This is a genomic window from Embleya sp. NPDC025285 (assembly GCF_055558835.1).
In genome coordinates, this window is the sequence record NZ_JBVHLU010000121.1 from 1 (window position 1) to 17,226 (window position 17,226).

15 protein-coding genes and 2 riboswitches are annotated in these 17,226 nt (G+C 70.2%); of the genes, 9 read left to right on the forward strand and 6 right to left on the reverse strand.

Annotation, left to right across the window (positions count from 1 at the left end; translation table 11 throughout):
• Positions 1–146: 146 nt before the first annotated feature.
• Positions 147–2,393, forward strand: coding sequence for a glycogen debranching protein GlgX (glgX, locus tag ACZ4FV_RS44830; RefSeq protein WP_465326658.1), 2,247 nt, complete (start codon positions 147–149; stop codon positions 2,391–2,393).
• Positions 2,394–2,525: 132 nt separating this feature from the next.
• Complete coding sequence (locus ACZ4FV_RS44835; protein WP_395873436.1) at positions 2,526–3,305, forward strand: tyrosine-protein phosphatase; 780 nt, start codon at positions 2,526–2,528, stop codon at positions 3,303–3,305.
• A gap of 78 nt (positions 3,306–3,383) precedes the next feature.
• Here the strand turns inward: ACZ4FV_RS44835 and ACZ4FV_RS44840 are convergent, their stop codons facing one another.
• From ACZ4FV_RS44840 to gcvT, 6 genes are all read right to left on the reverse strand, one after another.
• The gene (locus ACZ4FV_RS44840; RefSeq protein WP_402230673.1) at positions 3,384–4,337 is read right to left on the reverse strand and encodes a hypothetical protein; all 954 of its coding nucleotides are present in this window, start codon (positions 4,335–4,337) and stop codon (positions 3,384–3,386) included.
• A 300-nt stretch (positions 4,338–4,637) separates the two neighbouring features.
• Positions 4,638–5,249, reverse strand: a complete 612-nt coding sequence (locus tag ACZ4FV_RS44845; RefSeq protein ID WP_402230675.1) for a hypothetical protein — start codon at positions 5,247–5,249, stop codon at positions 4,638–4,640.
• A 280-nt stretch (positions 5,250–5,529) separates the two neighbouring features.
• A complete protein-coding gene (locus ACZ4FV_RS44850) occupies positions 5,530–5,943 on the reverse strand; it encodes a bifunctional DNA primase/polymerase (protein ID WP_402230677.1) in 414 nt (137 codons plus the stop codon).
• A gap of 240 nt (positions 5,944–6,183) precedes the next feature.
• Complete coding sequence (glyA, locus tag ACZ4FV_RS44855; RefSeq protein ID WP_402230679.1) at positions 6,184–7,488, reverse strand: serine hydroxymethyltransferase; 1,305 nt, start codon at positions 7,486–7,488, stop codon at positions 6,184–6,186.
• Positions 7,485–7,859: a glycine cleavage system protein GcvH gene (gene gcvH, locus ACZ4FV_RS44860; RefSeq protein WP_395873430.1), complete on the reverse strand. Its 375-nt coding sequence runs from the start codon at positions 7,857–7,859 to the stop codon at positions 7,485–7,487. The genes glyA and gcvH overlap by 4 nt, the downstream gene beginning before the upstream one ends.
• 84 nt (positions 7,860–7,943) lie before the next feature.
• Positions 7,944–9,044 carry a glycine cleavage system aminomethyltransferase GcvT gene (gene gcvT / locus ACZ4FV_RS44865; protein WP_402230683.1) on the reverse strand — a complete coding sequence of 367 codons (1,101 nt, stop codon included), beginning with the start codon at positions 9,042–9,044 and terminating at the stop codon, positions 7,944–7,946.
• Positions 9,045–9,233: 189 nt separating this feature from the next.
• Positions 9,234–9,336: riboswitch (glycine riboswitch) on the reverse strand.
• A riboswitch (glycine riboswitch) is annotated at positions 9,337–9,430 on the reverse strand.
• A gap of 174 nt (positions 9,431–9,604) precedes the next feature.
• Between gcvT and ACZ4FV_RS44870 the strand changes: the two genes are divergently transcribed.
• The 7 genes from ACZ4FV_RS44870 to ACZ4FV_RS44900 all read left to right on the forward strand — a co-directional run bounded on the left by ACZ4FV_RS44870 (position 9,605) and on the right by ACZ4FV_RS44900 (position 17,200).
• A complete protein-coding gene (locus ACZ4FV_RS44870) occupies positions 9,605–10,336 on the forward strand; it encodes an AAA family ATPase (RefSeq protein ID WP_465326664.1) in 732 nt (243 codons plus the stop codon).
• Between the two features lie 29 nt (positions 10,337–10,365).
• Entirely contained in the window at positions 10,366–11,082 is a 717-nt protein-coding gene (locus ACZ4FV_RS44875; RefSeq protein ID WP_395873427.1) for an enhanced serine sensitivity protein SseB, read from the forward strand.
• A gap of 71 nt (positions 11,083–11,153) precedes the next feature.
• Complete coding sequence (locus ACZ4FV_RS44880; protein WP_395873426.1) at positions 11,154–11,882, forward strand: enhanced serine sensitivity protein SseB C-terminal domain-containing protein; 729 nt, start codon at positions 11,154–11,156, stop codon at positions 11,880–11,882.
• A 308-nt stretch (positions 11,883–12,190) separates the two neighbouring features.
• Positions 12,191–13,186, forward strand: a complete 996-nt coding sequence (locus ACZ4FV_RS44885; RefSeq protein WP_395873425.1) for an ABC transporter permease — start codon at positions 12,191–12,193, stop codon at positions 13,184–13,186.
• A 37-nt stretch (positions 13,187–13,223) separates the two neighbouring features.
• Entirely contained in the window at positions 13,224–14,990 is a 1,767-nt protein-coding gene (locus ACZ4FV_RS44890; RefSeq protein WP_395873424.1) for an ABC transporter substrate-binding protein, read from the forward strand.
• Positions 14,991–15,092: 102 nt separating this feature from the next.
• Entirely contained in the window at positions 15,093–16,100 is a 1,008-nt protein-coding gene (locus ACZ4FV_RS44895) for an ABC transporter permease (RefSeq protein ID WP_395873423.1), read from the forward strand.
• A complete protein-coding gene (locus tag ACZ4FV_RS44900; protein WP_406298533.1) occupies positions 16,100–17,200 on the forward strand; it encodes an ABC transporter ATP-binding protein in 1,101 nt (366 codons plus the stop codon). Before ACZ4FV_RS44895 ends, ACZ4FV_RS44900 begins: the two co-directional genes overlap by 1 nt.
• The last annotated feature ends 26 nt before the right edge of the window (positions 17,201–17,226 follow it).

A 17,226-nucleotide genomic window follows, 5' to 3' on the forward strand; every position in this document is an offset into this window, starting at 1 on the left:
ACCCCCCCCCCCCCCCCCCCCCCCCCCCCCCCCCTCTCCCCCCCCCCCCCCCCCCCCCCCCCCCCCCCCCCCCCGCGGCGGCTTACACGCATGGGTGCGTGGGCGTGTAGGCGTGGGGGCACGGCGGGAACATCCTGGGGAGCGGGATGGGGAGGCGGGCCGTGACGCTCGAGTGGGAATCGACGGACCCCGGGGTCGACGCGCGTGGCGCGCTCGGCGGTTTCGCCACGGCCAACGGCCACGTGCCGCCGCCCTGGCCGGGCCGCCGGTTGCCGCTGGGCGCGCGCTTCGACGGTGCGGGCACCAACTTCGCGCTGTGGGCGGGCGACGCCGACGCGGTCGAGCTGTGCCTGTTCGAGGACGGCCCGGACGGGACGGCGCGCGAGACCCGGTTGCCGCTGCGCGAGCAGACCTTCCGGGTGTGGCACGGCTACGTGCCCGGCGTGCGGCCGGGCCAGCGCTACGGCTACCGCGTACACGGACGCTGGGAGCCCGGCCGCGGCGCCCGGTGGAATCCGGCCAAGTTGCTCCTGGACCCGTACGCGCGGGCCGTGGACGGCGACTTCGTGCTGCACGACGCGGTGTTCGGGCACGTGCGCGGCCGGGACGACACGGTGCGCGACGATCGCGACTCGGCCGCGTACGTACCCAAGTCGGTGGTCGTCGCGGACGACGCCGACTGGTCGCAGGATCGCCGGCCGAAGATTCCGTGGGCCGAGAGTGTCATCTACGAACTGCACGTCAAGGGCTTCACCGCGCGCCACCCGCGCGTCCCGGACCACCTGCGCGGCACCTACGCGGGCCTGGCCCATCCGGCCGCGATCGACCACCTGGTCCGGCTCGGGGTGACCGCAGTCGAGCTGTTGCCGGTGCACCAGTTCGTGTCCGAGGAACACCTGTTGCGCGGCGGGCGGACCAACCACTGGGGCTACAACACGGTGGGCTTCTTCGCGCCGCACGCCGGCTACAGTTCGGCGGGCGGGCGCGGTGGCCAGGTGCACGAGTTCCGGGACATGGTGCACGCGCTGCACGCGGCCGGGCTCGAGGTGATCCTGGACGTGGTCTACAACCACACCGGCGAGGGCGGCCCGGCCGGACCCACACTGTGCTTTCGCGGCATCGACAACGCCGGCTACTACCGGATGGCCGACGACGGCTGGCACTACACCGACTACACCGGGTGCGGGAACACGCTCAACGTGGTCCAGCCGCACGTGCTCCAGCTGATCACCGACTCGCTGCGCTACTGGGTGACCGAGATGGGCGTGGACGGCTTCCGCTTCGACCTGGCCGCGGCCCTCGCCCGCTCGCTGCACGACGTGGACCGGCTGTCCTCGTTCCTGACCGTGATTTCCCAGGACCCGGTGTTGTCCCGGGTGAAGTTGATCGCCGAGCCGTGGGACCTGGGCGCGGGCGGCTACCAGGTGGGCGCGTTCCCGCCGCTGTGGACCGAGTGGAACGACCAGTATCGGGACGCGGTCCGAGACTTCTGGCGAGGTGCCCGCCCGGACGTGCGTGGACTGGCGTACCGGCTGTCCGGCTCGTCCGACCTGTACCAGCGCGACGGCCGCAACCCGTACGCCTCGATCAACTTCGTCACCGCGCACGACGGCTTCACGATGCGCGACCTGGTCACCTACGAGCGCAAGCGCAACGAGGCGAACGGCGAGGACAACCGCGACGGCACCGACAACAACCGGTCCTGGAACCACGGCTACGAGGGCGAGACGTCGGACTCGAACGTGGTGTCGCTGCGCAAGCGGCAGATCCGCAATCTGATGACCACTCTGCTGCTGTCCACCGGCGTCCCGATGATCACCTCGGGCGACGAGATGGGCCGCACCCAGGCGGGCAACAACAACGCCTACTGCCAGGACAACGAGATGTCCTGGCTGGACTGGTCGGCGCTGGACTCGCCGGAGTGGCGTCCGCTGCTCGACCTGACCGCCCGGCTGATCCGCCTGCGGCGCGCGCATCCGGTGTTGTGCCGGCGGGCCTTCTACTCGGGCCGCCCGGTCGCGCCGGACGGGCTGCGCGATCTCGCCTGGTTCACCCCCGGCGGGCGGGAGATGACCCGCAAGGACTGGTTCGCGCCGACCGCGACGCTGGGCATGTACCTGTCCGGCCTGGACATCGACCGCCGGGGACCGCGCGGCGAACGCATCGTGGACGACAGCTTCCTGTTCATCCTGCACGCGTCCTCGCAGCCGATGCGGTTCACGCTGCCGGACGAGCCGTGGGCGCACAGCTACGAGGTGGTCCTGGACACGGCGCTGGAGGGCGACCCGATGGCGCGGTACAGCGAGCCGGTCGCGGGGGGCAGCGGACTGCGACTGGCGGGGCGGTCGGCCATGTTGTTGCGGGTCGAGCACGCGGTGTGGGCACCCACGTAGCGGGGCGCGAGCGCGGGCGCGGGTCCCGGGTGAACCCGCCGTACGCTCACGTAGGGTGGTGGTACTCACTCGGCAGCCGCCCGTTCGGTATCTGCTCGCCCGGCATCTCCTCGAAGCGAAGGACCGCGCACCATGACGTCCCCGACGCCGATCCTGGTCACCGCCCCGAACTTCCGTGACGCGGGTGGGCATGCCACCGCGGACGGCCGCAAGGTGCGCACGGGGCTCGTGTACCGCTCCGACGGCCTCGGCGAGGTGGACACCGCGGACGCCGCGACGCTGCTGCGGCTGGGCATCGGCCTGGTGATCGACCTGCGTTCGGACACCGAGCGCGACCGCGAGCCGGACCGGGTGCCGCAGGGCGCGGAGCTGTTGATCGCGGACGTGATGGGGCGGCAGAACGACGAGCTGTTCGGCGAGGTGTTCGCCGACCCGGATCGCGCGGGCGAACTGCTCGGCGGCACCGCCGGGCGCGAGCTGATGTGCGAGGTGTATCGACGGTTCGTGACCACCGAGGGCGCCCGGGCCGCCTACCGCGAGGTGTTCGCGCGGATGGCGGCCGTCGACGTGCCGACGGTGTTCCACTGCTCGCAGGGCAAGGACCGCACCGGGTGGACCTCGGCGGTGCTGCTCACCCTGCTCGGAGTGCCCCGGGCGACCGTGTTCGAGGACTACCTGGCCAGCACCGAGCACCTCAAGGACAAGAACGGCGAGATCCTGCGGCACATCGCCGAGCGCGGCTTCGACCCCGCGCATCTCAAGCCGGTCTTCGATGTGCACGAGGACTACCTGAACACGGCGTTCTCGACGGCGGAGGAGCTGTACGGGTCGGTCGAGGGCTATGTGCGGGACGGCCTGGGGGTGACCGACGCGCAGGTCGCGCGGTTGCGTGAGCGGTTGTCGACGGACTGAGGTCTTCGACGGACCGGGCATCCGCCGGCGCGTCCGGGGGTGGGCCGGATCGGTCGCCACCCCCGGCGACGGGTGGGGTCAGCCGCGCGGCGGGCCCCACGGGGGCGGCGGGGGCTGGTGGTATCCGGGCTGCTGCCGCCAGGCCGGGTGTTGTTGCGAGTGGGGCCCCTGTGGCGGGGTGGGCGGGAACGGCCCCTGTTGGAAGAGGCCCTGCGGCTGCGGAGTTTGCTGCCACGGGTTGGCCTGGCTCGGGAACGGCGGCATCGGCGGCATGATCGGATCGGGCCTGCGGGTGGGGTGCGGTCCGCCGCGGAAGGTGACGCCGTAGCGGCTGCGAACCCGGCGGATCTCCCACAACGACATGACGGTGATGGTGACCGGGCCACCCAGCGTGCCGACCAGCCGCACGCCGACCGGCAGCGCGCCCTTGCCGCCGTCGTCGCCGAGGTCGATCAGCGCGCCACACCACGACAGCCAGGGCGCGATCACCGCGGGCAGCAGCGGGTGCCCGTCCACGGCGCGGAACAGGTGTTGCGGGATCGCGCGCACGGCGAGGATCCAAAAGCGCAGCACCCACAGCGACACGGCCAGGCCGAGCGCCGTGATGAAGAACGAGGCCACGCTGGCGCCGGCGTTGACCCCCTTGGACCCGTACGCCAGCGCGGTCAGGCCGCCGAGCGTGGCCACCGAGACGAGCACGAACAGCGCGAGCGAACGCAGCGGCAACATCAGGCTCTTGCGCGTCTCGGTGCGTACGTCCGCGCGGGTCAGGGCGACGATGATGGCCACCGCGATCGGGCACGCGATGATCGCGACGAACACGGACGCGACGAAGCTGGTCATCAGGCCCTGGGCGGCGTCCTCGCCGCCGCCGTAGGTGGCCGCGATCCACACCAGCACGCCCAGGCCGAGCCAGGACCGGATCACGCGCACCCGCTCCAGGGTCACGTCGCGCCCGATCAGCCGGTAGTCGGGCACGAAGTAGCGCTCGGCGACCCGCTTGGGCAGCGGAATCCAACCGAAGGCGAACATCGGCTTCCGGTCTACTCCGGGGGATCCGGGCGGGTGGAAGGACTGCGTCACAAGTGCGCCTTTCTGGACGACGCGCCCCCGTACAGGCGCCGACACGCCCCGATGGTAGGGGGTGTCGGCATCGCCCAGAGCCTGCACCACGACCCGCAACGCGTCCACGATCGGCCGGCTTTCCCTCGCCGAACCACCCGCCGGCGCCATGATCAGGCCGAACGCCAGGCCCTCGCCGAGGAGTTGCCCACCGATCCCGCCGCACCGGGGATGACGCCCGAATGTGGGCGCCTCAGGCTCGTTATTTCCTCATTTCCTCGACCAGTCCTTTTGTGGGAGTTCGGCGCGGCCCTGGGGGGTTTCGGGGTTGGCGCGCAGGAGGATGGCGGTGGGGGTGACGTTCTTGGGGAGGTCGAACCAGAGGTCCTCGACCAGGGTGTCGGAGGCGCCGAGGGTGAACTCGCGGAGTTGGCGCTTGATCTCCATCGATTCCAGGTCCATGGCCAGTTGGGTGCCGTCGGGCAGGACCAGGCGCTGCTCCAGGTTGGCGATCTGCACCGTGGCCAGCGAGTTGTTGGCGATGGAGACCTTGACCCGGCACAACCGGCCCTGGGCGAAGTGTTCGGCGTGGGTGCCGGTGATCCACTCGATGCCGCAGGTGAGCCCCTGAGCGGTGAGCGTGGCCGGACCGCTGAGCACGGCCGGCGCCTTGACCGGTATCTCCCCCTCGCGCATCGTCATCTTCAGCGGCTTGTCCTGCTCCGGCCAGTACAACGCCGCCACGCCCGCGGCTGCCGCCGCGCCGAGCATCAGCCCGAGTACGAACCCGATCGAGATCCACTGCCGGATCCGCCGCCGCACCCAGAGGTGCCCGACCACCTCGCCGCGTAACTCCCCGACCTTGCGTCCCACCACACCCATCCGTCGCCCCCATCACCAGACCGGAGCCCGCATCGTATGGGCGTGCTCGGGGGTGTGACGAGGGTGGTGGTGGGTCGGGTGTGATCGATCAGGGTCGCGGCGGGGCGGGTGGTGCGGGGGCGGGTGGGGTGGTGAACCGGAGCCCGCATCGTGTGGGGGTGTGCTCGGGGGCCTGACGCGCGAGTGGGGTGGGGGTGGGGGGCGGGTTTTTCGGTCGGGGCGGTGGGTTGGAGCCCGCGTCGTGGCGCCGTGTTCGGGGGCCGGCGAGGGTGGCGGTGGGTCAGGTGTGATCGATCAGGGTCGCGGCGGCGCGGGCGATGGCGGAGTCGAGTGGGGCGAGCGGGGTGGGGATCGGGTTCTCGGTCGGGGCGATGTACCAGACCAGCGGGCCGCTCTCGCCGCGCGCGGGCGGGAAGGTGACCCAGGCGCCCAGGCCGTGTCGGCTCGGGCCGCGCTGGTCGCGCAGGCGCGTGCGGGCCGGGGAGGTGACCGGGACCAGGAAGCCCATCTTGGCGCAGCGCCGGTCGTGGATCACCGGGCCGACCCGAACTCCCGCCGCGCGCAACTGCTTCACCGCCTCGCGCCCCAGCCGCGCGTCGACCTCGATCACGTCGAAGGTCTGGCCGGCGGCGACCAGGCGTGGAGCGTACGGGTTGCCGGTCGGGTCGGACGAGTGGTTCGGCGAGTCGTTCATGGGACTGCACCTTCATCGGGTCGTGGCGGACCCCCGCGGCTCCATCCCAACGCGCCGAACCCGATCACGCGGGCCACACTCACGAGTTGATGCGGTTCCGTCACCTGTTCGGCCCACCCGCGGCCGAAACCGCGCAACCGGACGCGGGAAGCGGTTGGGTGAACGGCCGCGGGGCCGGCAGGGGATCGCCCTGCCGGCCCCGCGGCCGTGCTCGTGAACCTGACGCCGTGAGGTCGTGGGTCAGAGGTTCGGGTACAGCGGGTGCTTCTTCGCCAGGGCCGTGACGCGCGTGGCCAGGGCCGCCCTGCGGGCGTCGTCGAAGCCGGGGAGGAGGGCCTCGGCGATGATGTCGGAGACCTCCTCGAAGTCCGCCTTGTCGAAGCCGCGGGTGGCCAGCGCCGGCGTGCCGATCCGCAGACCGGAGGTGACCATCGCCGGGCGCGGGTCGAACGGGACCGCGTTGCGGTTGACCGTGATGCCGATCTCGTGCAGTCGGTCCTCGCCCTGCTGACCGTTGAGCTCCGAGTCGCGCAGGTCGACCAGGACCAGGTGCACGTCGGTGCCGCCGGTGAGCACGGTGATGCCCGCGTCGGTGACGTCCTTGCGGGTGAGCCGGTCGGCGAGGATGGCCGAGCCCTCCAGGGTGCGCCGCTGGCGGTCCTTGAAGTCGTCGGAGGCGGCGACCTTGAAGGCCACCGCCTTGGCCGCGATCACGTGCTCCAGGGGGCCGCCCTGCTGGCCCGGGAAGACCGCAGAGTTGATCTTCTTGGCGTACTCCGCCTTGGACAGGATGACGCCGCCGCGCGGGCCGCCCAAGGTCTTGTGCGTCGTGGTGGTGACCACGTCCGCGTAGGGCACGGGGCTGGGGTGCAGACCCGCGGCGACCAGGCCCGCGAAGTGCGCCATGTCCACCATGAGGTAGGCACCGACCTCGTCGGCGATCCGGCGGAACTCGGCGAAGTCGAGCTGCCGCGGGTAGGCCGACCAGCCCGCGATGATCATCTTCGGCCGGTGCTCCTTGGCCAGGCGCTCGACCTCCTCCATGTCGACCCGGTGGGCCTTCTCGTCGACGTGGTAGGCGACCACGTTGTAGAGCTTGCCGGAGAAGTTGATCCGCATGCCGTGGGTGAGGTGGCCGCCGTGGGCCAGGTCCAGGCCCAGGATCGTGTCGCCGGGGGTGAGCAGCGCGAACATCGCGGCGGCGTTCGCGGACGCGCCCGAGTGCGGCTGCACGTTGGCGGCCTCGGCGCCGAAGAGCTCCTTGACCCGGTCGATGGCGAGCTGCTCGACGACGTCGACGTGCTCGCAGCCGCCGTAGTAGCGCCGGCCGGGGTAGCCCTCGGCGTACTTGTTGGTCAGGACGGAACCCTGCGCCTCCAGCACCGCCACGGGGGCGAAGTTCTCGGAGGCGATCATCTCCAGGGTGTTCTGCTGGCGGTGCAGCTCGTCGGTGACGGCGGCGGCGACCTGCGGGTCCACCTCGCTCAGCGGACGGTCCAGGATCGTCACGGTTGTCAGCTCCTCGATCGGGTCGATCTCGATCATTCGCCGCAGAACGCGGCGTATTCGTCGGCCGACAGCAGGCCCTCGGCCTCGCCGTCGATGCGCACCTTGAACAACCAGCCCGTCCCGAAGGGGTCGGAGTTCACGAGGGCGGGGTCCTCGGCGACCGCGTCGTTGATCTCGACGACCTCGCCGGAGACCGGCGCGTACATGTCGCTGACCGACTTCGTGGACTCCAACTCGCCACACGGCTCACCGGCGACGACCGCTTGGCCGACCTCGGGAAGCTGGACGAACACCACGTCGCCGAGCGCGTCGGCCGCGTGCTGGGTGATGCCGACGAGGGCGGGGGAGGCCGCCTCGTCGAGCCACTCGTGTTCCTTGCTGTAGCGCAGGTGCTGGGGTGCGTGCACGGGTCCATTCTCCATTCGAATGCGGAGGGTCTGTCCCTCAGGTGTTTTTGTGATGGTTTGTTCCGGTCGGCGGGTCGGCCGACCTCAGCCCCGCTTGTAGAACGGCAGTGCGACCACCTCGACCGGCTCGGCCTTGCCGCGGATGTCCACGGCCAGGCGTGTGCCCGGTTCGGCCCGGTCCGTGCTCACGTACGCCATCGCGATCGGCACGCCGAGCGTGGGCGAGGGTGCGCCGGAGGTGACCTCGCCGACCTTCTCGCCGGTCTCCGCGTCCACCACCGGGTAGCCCGCACGCGGGACCCGCTTGCCCGGCGAGGTGAGACCGACCAGCGTGCGGCGCACGTCCTCCTGCGCGGCGGCCAGCGCGTCGCGCCCGACGAAGTCCTCGGGCTTGTCCAGCCGGACCACCCGGCCCAGGTTGGCCTCGTACGGGGTGGTGTCCCGGGTCAACTCGTGGCCGTACAGCGGCATGCCCGCCTCCAGGCGCAGCGTGTCGCGGCAGGACAGGCCGGCCGGCACCAGGCCGTGCGGCTTGCCGGCGGTCAGCAGGGCCTCCCACAGCGCGACCGCGTCGCCGGGCGCGGCGAACAGCTCGAAGCCGTCCTCGCCGGTGTAGCCGGTGCGCGCGAGCAGTACGGGCACGCCGGCGACCTCGGTGCGCAGGATCGCGTAGTACTTGAGCGCGGGCAGGTCGGCGTCGGTGAGCGAGCCGACGATCGCGGTCGACGTGGGGCCCTGCACGGCGAGCAGCGTGTACTCCTCGGACGCGTCGCGCACGGTGGCGTCGAACTTCTCCGAGCGGTACGCCAGGCTGCCCGCGACCACGTCGGCGTTGGACGCGTTGGCCACCACCACGAAGTGCTCGTCGCCCAGCCGGTAGACGATCAGGTCGTCGACGATGCCGCCCTCTTCGGTGCAGATCATCGTGTACCGGGCGCGGTCGATCCCGATCTTCGACACGAAACCGACCAGGGCGTGGTCGAGCGCGCGGGCGGCGTCCGGGCCGGTGACCTCGATCTCGCCCATGTGGGTGAGGTCGAACAGACCGGCCGTGGTGCGCACCGCGGTGTGCTCGTCGCGCTCGCTCCCGTACCGGAGCGGCATCCGCCAACCGGCGAAGTCGGTCATCGTGGCCCCGAGCGCGTCGTGCACGGCGTCGAGCGGGGTCCGGCGGTCGGTGGTCATGCGAAGGCTCCTTCGAGGGGGCGCCGGCGGGAACACGCCAAGGGCGCGGGCCGGTCGCGGGCATGGCGAACGGCCGCGCGCTCGGCCGGCGCGGAAGGTGACGGGTACTGCGGCGAATACGACAACAAAGGGGGCTCCCTGCCACGGCTTTCAGCCCTTTTCGACCAGAGTCGGTCGAAAAGTGGGGTGCCCTCCCCTTCTGTCATCGGAACCTGAGAGCTTCATCGCGTCGAACTCGCGATTTGCACCGTGGGTGAACCACACCTGCGGTGTGGTTGCTTTCCAGAAGTGCCTGACCCATGCGGTATCGGTGCCTGAGAGATTCCGGGGAGGAGTTGCTCCTTCGGCGCCCCGCTCGTGGGCGAGGACTCTTCCGCGTGGGGTCGACGGCCGTTATGAGGTTGTGCCCGGCATGCTAGCGCGTGACGTCAATCCCCCGCCGGGACCGGGACCTCGCCGGGACCGGGCCCCGCGGAGTCCGAGGGATCACCGGGACGCGCGCGCACCCATGGGTGCGACACCATGCGCAGGGCATGACGGTTGTGACAAGGGGAGGACTCGTGGAGACGGACTCGGCGGGGGCGCATACCGGCGCCGCGACGGGCGGCGTGTTGACCCCCCGGTCCGTGCACGACCTCCGGGAGGAGCGTGATCGGGCGGGGGAGGGGATCGGCGACCGGATCGTGGACGTCCTGGCCTATCCGGCATCGTGCGTGCTCGTGGTCACCGGCCTGCCGGGAGCCGGCAAGAGCACGCTGCTCGCGCGCGTGGTCACGCCCGGGGCCGGGGTCGCCGTCCTGGACGCCGATCTGGTCCGGGCCCGCTGGGCGGTACGGGCGGGGCGGATCCCCTACCGGATCTACCGGCCGCTGGTGCGGCTCTCCCACTACGGCGAGGTGGCCCGGGCACTGCGCGGCCCCGGTGCGGTGGTCGTGCACGACAGCGGCCGCAACCCGATCCTGCGCCGGGTGCTGGTGCTCGCGGCCCGTCGGCGCGGCAGCTCCGCGCACGCGCTGCTCCTGGACGTGACCGCCCGACAGGCGCTTTCCGGCCAGCGCGAACGCGGGCGCGGGGTGTCCACACCGGTGTTCGCCCGACACCACCGCGAATGGCGCGAGTTGCTCGGCCGGCTGTCGCCGTGGCTGGACGCGGGACCCACCCTGGCTTCGGCTCCGGGCGGCTTCACCTCGTGCGTGCTGCTCGACCGATCGGCCGCCGGGCACCTGGGCCGGATCGTTTTCGCAGACCCCGTACCGGGACAGTCCCGGCGACGGCAATCGGGCGAGAAGTAAACTGCGGCGGACACCAGAGGAGCACCACCATGCCGTTCCCGGCCAATCCCGTGGAGAGCGCGCTCGTCGCGGCGATGCGCGATCCGTCCCGGGCCGAGGCCCTCTTCGAGGCTTTGGCCGAGGCGGACGTATGGGTGCCGCTGCCCGAGGGCGGCAACCCGGCCGACAGCGAACTGACCCTGCCCACCACCGAGATCGACGGCCGGCCGTACGTCCCGGTGTTCTCCTCGGAGGAGGAGTTCCGGCGGATCGCCGGACCGATGGCGTGCACCGTCGCGCCGATGCGCGAGTTCGCCCGCGGCATGCCGCCGCACGTGGGCATCGCGGTCAACCCCGGCGGCGAGGTGGGCATCCCGATCCCGCCGCCCGGCGTGCTGGAGCTGGCCCGACCGCCCGGCTCGGGCCCGCGCGGCGCGCGCGTGCGGCTGTACGAGCCGGAGCAGGAGCCGATGGACTTCCTGATCGCGGCCGCCGCCGAGTTCACCCACGTACCGGTCGTGCTCAGTGCCCGCCGCGGCCTGGGCGTGATCGAGAACGACCCGCCGTGCCTGTTCATCGGCGTCGAGTTGGACCGCTGGCAGGAGGAGGACCGACTGGCCGCGGTCGGCGCCCTGGAGCGCGCGCTCGGCCGGGCCCCGTGTCCCTGGCCGGTGAACGTGGTGCTCCTGGACGTGGCACAGGATCCTGTGGGGGACTGGATGCTGGAGCGGACCCAGCCGTTCTACCTGCGCGTCGACCAGCGCTGAGCCCGCGTCGGACAGCGCGACATCGGCACATCGGTGCATCGGTACATCGGTTCGGATTCGGGGAGGACGTCGTGAACCAGGTCGAGCAGGCCTTGAGCCAGGTGGCACCCGGGCGTTACGACGCCTACGAGCGGTTGCTCGAAGCGCTCACCGGCGCCCACGTGTGGATGTTGTTGTGGCAGGGGCAACCGGGCAGTCCGGACGCGCAGTACGGGAACATGGACGTGGCCGGGTGGCGCTACGCCCCGGCGTTCACGTCCGAGGAACAGCTGCGTCTCAGTGGCTGGGACCGCTCGTTCGAGGTCTGTCCGGTCACCGAGATCGCGTCCTCGCTGTACACCGACCGCTGGGGCCTGTGGCTGAATCCGCACGCCCAGGGCGGCGGCGTCGGCGTGCCCTATCTCGACCTGCGGCGCATCGTCGGCGGCCTGGACCGGTTGATGGCCGGACCGCTGGAGGTCGGCGAACCCACGTTGTGGGACCCGGCGTTCTACGCGCTGCTCGGCGGCCAACTGTTCCAGACCCAGGTCGTGCGCGCCGCCCACCGGGCCTGGGTGCGACCCGCGGTCGGACCCGAACGCCTCGTGATCGGGCTGCGCCTGACGGACAATCAGCCCGCCACGATGCAGCGGATGCGGGACGCGATGGCCCGCGCCTCGGCCGCGGCGCCGGCCGGACTCACTTTGTCCTCGGTCGCGTTGGACGACCCGTTCGATCCGGTGGCCGCGTGGATGCGCGACCACACGCGCCCCTTCATCGGCATCGACATGCTCGACGAGGCCGCCCGCGACACGCGGTGATCGACGATCGGCACACAGTGGCGATCGCGGGCAACAGGCACTGATGCCCCCAAAAAACTGACGTCACGTCATCAACCGCTGCCTTGTTGTGATTTCGTGACCGATCTACGCGGATCAACCAGTGAATCGTGTCGACGTAATCACGGTTCAGTAAAGGTATTCCGCGACCCCTGTTGGTGACCCGCGTCACGGAGGAGTCTCACCCGGACGACAGATCCCGAAGATCATCGGGATCGCAATGCCGGGTACGGCGACGGGATCGGCGATCCCGAGCCGCCGTCGCATCCGTGAGCGGGGAGGGTCGATCCATGACGGCACCGATCGAGACCACCGGTGTGGCCCGAGAGGCGCACCCCGAAGCGATCGCCGAATCCTCCGGCGTACGCATCGAGGGTCGTTCCCTGGGTCAGATCGCGTGGGCCCGATTCCGTCGCGACAAGGTCGCGATGGCCGGTGGCGTGGTGATCGTCTTCATGGTACTCGTAGCGATCTTCGCACCCTTGATCACCTCGGTCATCGGCGGGGACCCCACCGAGTACCACGACGACCTGCTCGACCCGGTGCTGAACATCCCCAACGGCAGCTTCGGCGGCGCCAGTTGGGACCACCCCCTGGGACTGGAACCGGTCAACGGCCGGGACATCTTCTCGCGCATCGTCTACGGCGCCCGGATCTCGATGCTGGTGGCCTTCCTGGCCACGCTCCTGTCCGTGGTGATCGGCGTCGTACTGGGCACCGCCGCGGGCTACTTCGGCGGCTGGGTCGACGCGCTGATCAGCCGCGCCATGGACGTCTTCCTGGCCTTCCCGCTGCTCCTGTTCGCGATCGCGATCGGCAGCAGCCTCCAGGGCGAGGCGTTCGGCCTCAAGGGCGACACACTCCGGGTCACCGTCCTGATCTTCGTGATCGGGTTCTTCAGCTGGCCCTACATCGCCCGCATCGTGCGCGGCCAGACGTTGTCGCTGCGCGAACGCGAGTTCGTCGAGGCGGCGCGCAGCCTCGGGGCCACCGACCGGCACATCATCTTCAAGGAACTGATGCCGAACCTGGTCGGCCCGATCCTGGTGTACGCCACGCTGCTCATTCCCACGAACATCCTGTTCGAGGCCGCCCTTTCTTTCCTCGGGGTCGGCGTACAGGAACCCACCGCCTCGTGGGGCGGCATGCTCGCGCGCGCCGTCCCGCGGTACGAGGACGCCCCGATGTTCATGGTCGTCCCCGGAGTCACGATCTTCATCACCGTGCTCGCGTTCAACCTGCTCGGCGACGGGCTTCGAGACGCCCTGGACCCACGCAGCCGCTGAATATCCGGCAAGTCCCCACGAGGAGGCACGACCAGCGATGAAACACCCGGTAACTCGCAGGCGCAGGGCCCAGGCGCTGATCGGCATCGTTGCGGTCACCGCGTTGGCCGCAACCGCGTGTGGCGGTGGTGGCGGCGGCTCGAAGAAGAAGTACTCGCCGAGCAACAAGGCCATCACCGAGGTCGTCAACCAGTCGACCAAGAAGGGCGGCACGCTCAAGCTGGTCAGCTCGGACAAGTTCGACTCGCTCGACCCGGGCGACATGTACTACGCCTCGGCCTGGAACTTCTCCCGGCTGATGGCCCGTCCGCTGCTGACCTTCAGGCCCGCCCCGGGCAACGCGAGCTACGAGTTCGCGCCGGACCTGGCCACCGAGGTGGGCAAGACCGACGACGGCGGCAAGACCTGGACGTACCACCTGCGCAAGGGCGTCAAGTACGAGGACGGCACCGAGGTCAAGGCCGCGGACGTCAAGTACGCGGTGGAGCGGACCTTCGACAAGGAGATCCTGCCCAACGGCCCGGCGTACTTCACCCAGTACCTGGACCCGGACGGCACCTACAAGGGCCCGTACAAGGACTCCGCGGACAAGCAGGGTCTGAGCGCGATCGAGACGCCGGACGACTACACCATCATCTTCAAGATGAAGGAGCCGTTCGCGGACTTCAACTACCTCGCCGCGCTCCCGCAGACCGCGCCGGTGCCGCGCGCCAAGGACACCGGCAAGGAGTACGTCAAGCACCCCCTCGCGTCCGGCGCGTACATGGTCGACGGCCAGTACGAGCCCGGCAAGGCGGTCAACCTGGTCCGCAACCCGAACTGGGACCCGAGCACCGACCCGCTGCGCAAGGCGCTGCCGGACCGGATCGAGCTCCTGGAGAAGCAGGACGCGAACGACGTCGACAACCGCCTGTTCGCCAACACGGCGCAACTGGACGTGGTCGGCACCGGTGTCCAGGCCGCCGCGCAGAACAAGATCCTCACCGACCAGAAGCTGGCCCAGAACTCGGACGACGCGGTATCCGGCGCGCTCGCCTACCTGGCGATCAGCTCGAAGACCCCGCCGTTCGACAACGTGCACTGCCGGCGCGCCGTGCAGTACGCGGTGAACAAGTCGCAGATGCAGCGCGCGGTCGGCGGTGAGGTCGGCGCGGACATCGCGACCAACCTGATGCCGCCGACGCTGGCCGGCTCCAAGGTCGCCGACATGTACCCCAACGGCGCCAAGCACACCGGTGACGTGGCCAAGGCCAAGGACGAGCTCAAGCAGTGCGGCAAGCCGGACGGCTTCAGCACCGTGCTCACCGCGCGCAGCAACCGGCCCAAGGAGGTCGCGGGCGCCACGTCGGTGCAGAACGCGCTCGCCAAGGTCGGCATCAAGATCGAGATCCGCCAGTACCCCTCGGGTGACTACTTCACCCAGTTCGCCGGTGTGCCCAAGTGGGTGGCGGACAACAAGGTCGGCATCATGTTCATGCAGTGGGGCCCCGACTTCCCCACCCAGTTCGGCTTCTTCCAGCAGATCGTGGACGGCCGGGCGATCAAGCCCGCCGGTGGCACGAACCTGTCCGAGCTGAACGACCCGGCGGTCAACGGTCTGATCGACCAGGCCACGCGGACGATCGACCCGAACGCGAGCGCGGCCATCTGGCAGCAACTGGACCAGAAGGTCATGGAGTCGGCGGTGATGGTCCCGTTCGCCTGGACCAAGTCGCTGCTCTACCGCCCGCCGAACGTGACCAACCTGGTCGTCACCCCCGCGTACTCCGGGATGTACGACTACCTCAACATCGGAATCCAGTAAGCCTGCGACGAGGTCAGTAGCCCGAAGGAGAGGTGAAGGCCCGTCAGTTCCGGTGCGGGGAGTGGTGATCCCGCTCCCCGCACCGGACCGGGTCGCCGGCTCATGATTTTCTATCTGCTCAGGCGGCTGGCGGGAGCGGTGGTGCTCCTGTTGATCGTCACCATGGCGGTCTTCGCCATCTTCTTCCTGATACCGCGTCTGGGAGGCGCCACAAGCGACCAACTCGCCGCGCGGTATGTCGGCAAGTCGCCCAGCCCGGAAGCGATTTCGCAGGTCAAGCACAGCCTCGGGCTGGATAAGTCGGTGCCCGAGCAATACGGCAGGTTCGTCAAGGGCATGATCGCCGGCAAGGACTACGACACCGGTGTCCGCAAGGTGCACTGCGCGCCGCCGTGCCTGGGCTTCTCCTTCCGCAACAACCTCGAGGTGTGGCCACGCCTACAGGACCGGATCCCGGTCACCCTGTCGCTGGCCGCCGGCGCCGCGGTGATCTGGTTGGTCGTCGGCGTGTCCATCGGCGTGGTCTCGGCGCTCAAACGCGGAACCCTGTGGGACCGCTTCTCGATGGGCTTCGCGCTCGCGGGCGTGTCGCTGCCACCGTTCTTCACCGGCCTGGTGGCCCTGGCGTTGTTCAGTTATCAATGGCCCATCTTCAAGGGCGTGCACTACGTGCCGTTCTTCGACAATCCGGGAAGCTGGGCCTGGAACCTGGTCCTGCCCTGGCTGACCCTGGCGTTCCTGTACGCGGCGCTGTACGCCCGGCTCACCCGGGCCGGCATGCTCGAAACGATGAGCGAGGACTACATCCGCACCGCGAGAGCCAAGGGCCTGCGGGAGCGGGACGTCATCGTCAAACACGGGCTGCGCGCGGCGCTCACGCCGATCCTGACCATCTTCGGCATGGACGTCGGTCTGCTGCTCGGTGGTGCGATCCTGACCGAACAGGTCTATTCGCTCGACGGCATCGGCAAGTTCGCCGTCGAGGCGATCACGCAACAGGATCTGCCCGAAGTGCTCGGCGTGACGATGATCGCCGCCATCTTCGTGATCCTGGCCAACCTTGTCGTGGACCTGCTCTACGCGGTCGTCGATCCCCGGGTGAGGACCTGATGCCCCGTCTGCTACCGCGCCGCAAGCGGGACTCCGCGGCCGAAACAGCCAAGCTCGCCCCGGCCGGACCACCGCCGGCCCCCGAGAACTTTCTCGAAGTGCGCGGCCTGACCGTGCACTTCCCCACCGACGACGGCCTGGTACGCAGCGTCGACGGCGTCGACTTCGCGCTCCAGCGCGGGCGCACGCTGGGCATCGTCGGCGAATCCGGCTCCGGCAAGAGCGTCACGTCGCTGGCGATCATGGGCCTGCACGGCAACACCAGTGCCCGGATCGGCGGCGAGATCTGGCTGGACGGCCAGGAGTTGGTGCGCTCCACCGCCGAGCAGGTGCGACTGATGCGCGGCCGTCGGATGGCGATGATCTTCCAGGACCCGATGTCCTCGATGCACCCGTACTACACGGTGGGCCACCAGATCATCGAGGCCTACCAGGTGCACAACGAGGTGACCGGCAAGCAGGCCCGCGCGCACGCGGTGGAACTGCTCGGCCGGGTGGGCATCCCGCGTCCGGACCGGCGGGTGGACGACTATCCGCACCAGTTCTCCGGCGGCATGCGCCAGCGCGCGATGATCGCGATGGCGCTGAGCTGTGACCCGGAGCTGCTGATCGCGGACGAGCCGACCACCGCGCTGGACGTCACCGTGCAGGCCCAGATCCTGGACCTGATCCGGGACCTGCAGCGGGAGTTCGACTCCGCCGTGGTGATGATCACGCACGACCTGGGCGTGGTCGCCGAACTCGCCGACGACGTGTTGGTGATGTACGCCGGTCGGGCGGTCGAGCACGGACCCTCGCGGACCCTGTTCGAGCAGCCTCGACACCCGTACACCTGGGGCCTGTTGGGTTCGCTGACCCGGCTCGACCGGGAGCGTCAGGCACGGCTGATGCCGATCAAGGGCAGCCCGCCGAGCCTGATCTCGCTGCCCTCGGGCTGTGCGTTCCGCACCCGCTGCCCGTACGCGGACCACAACGACGGGCGGGAGAAGACCGAGGTCCCGCAGCTCGTGGAGATCGAGCCGGGCCACCGCACCGCGTGTCACCTGGACCTCGGGGAGCGCGAGCGGATCTGGACCGAGGACATCAGGCCGCGCCTGTGAGCGGGACGGCGAACGCGAAACCGGAT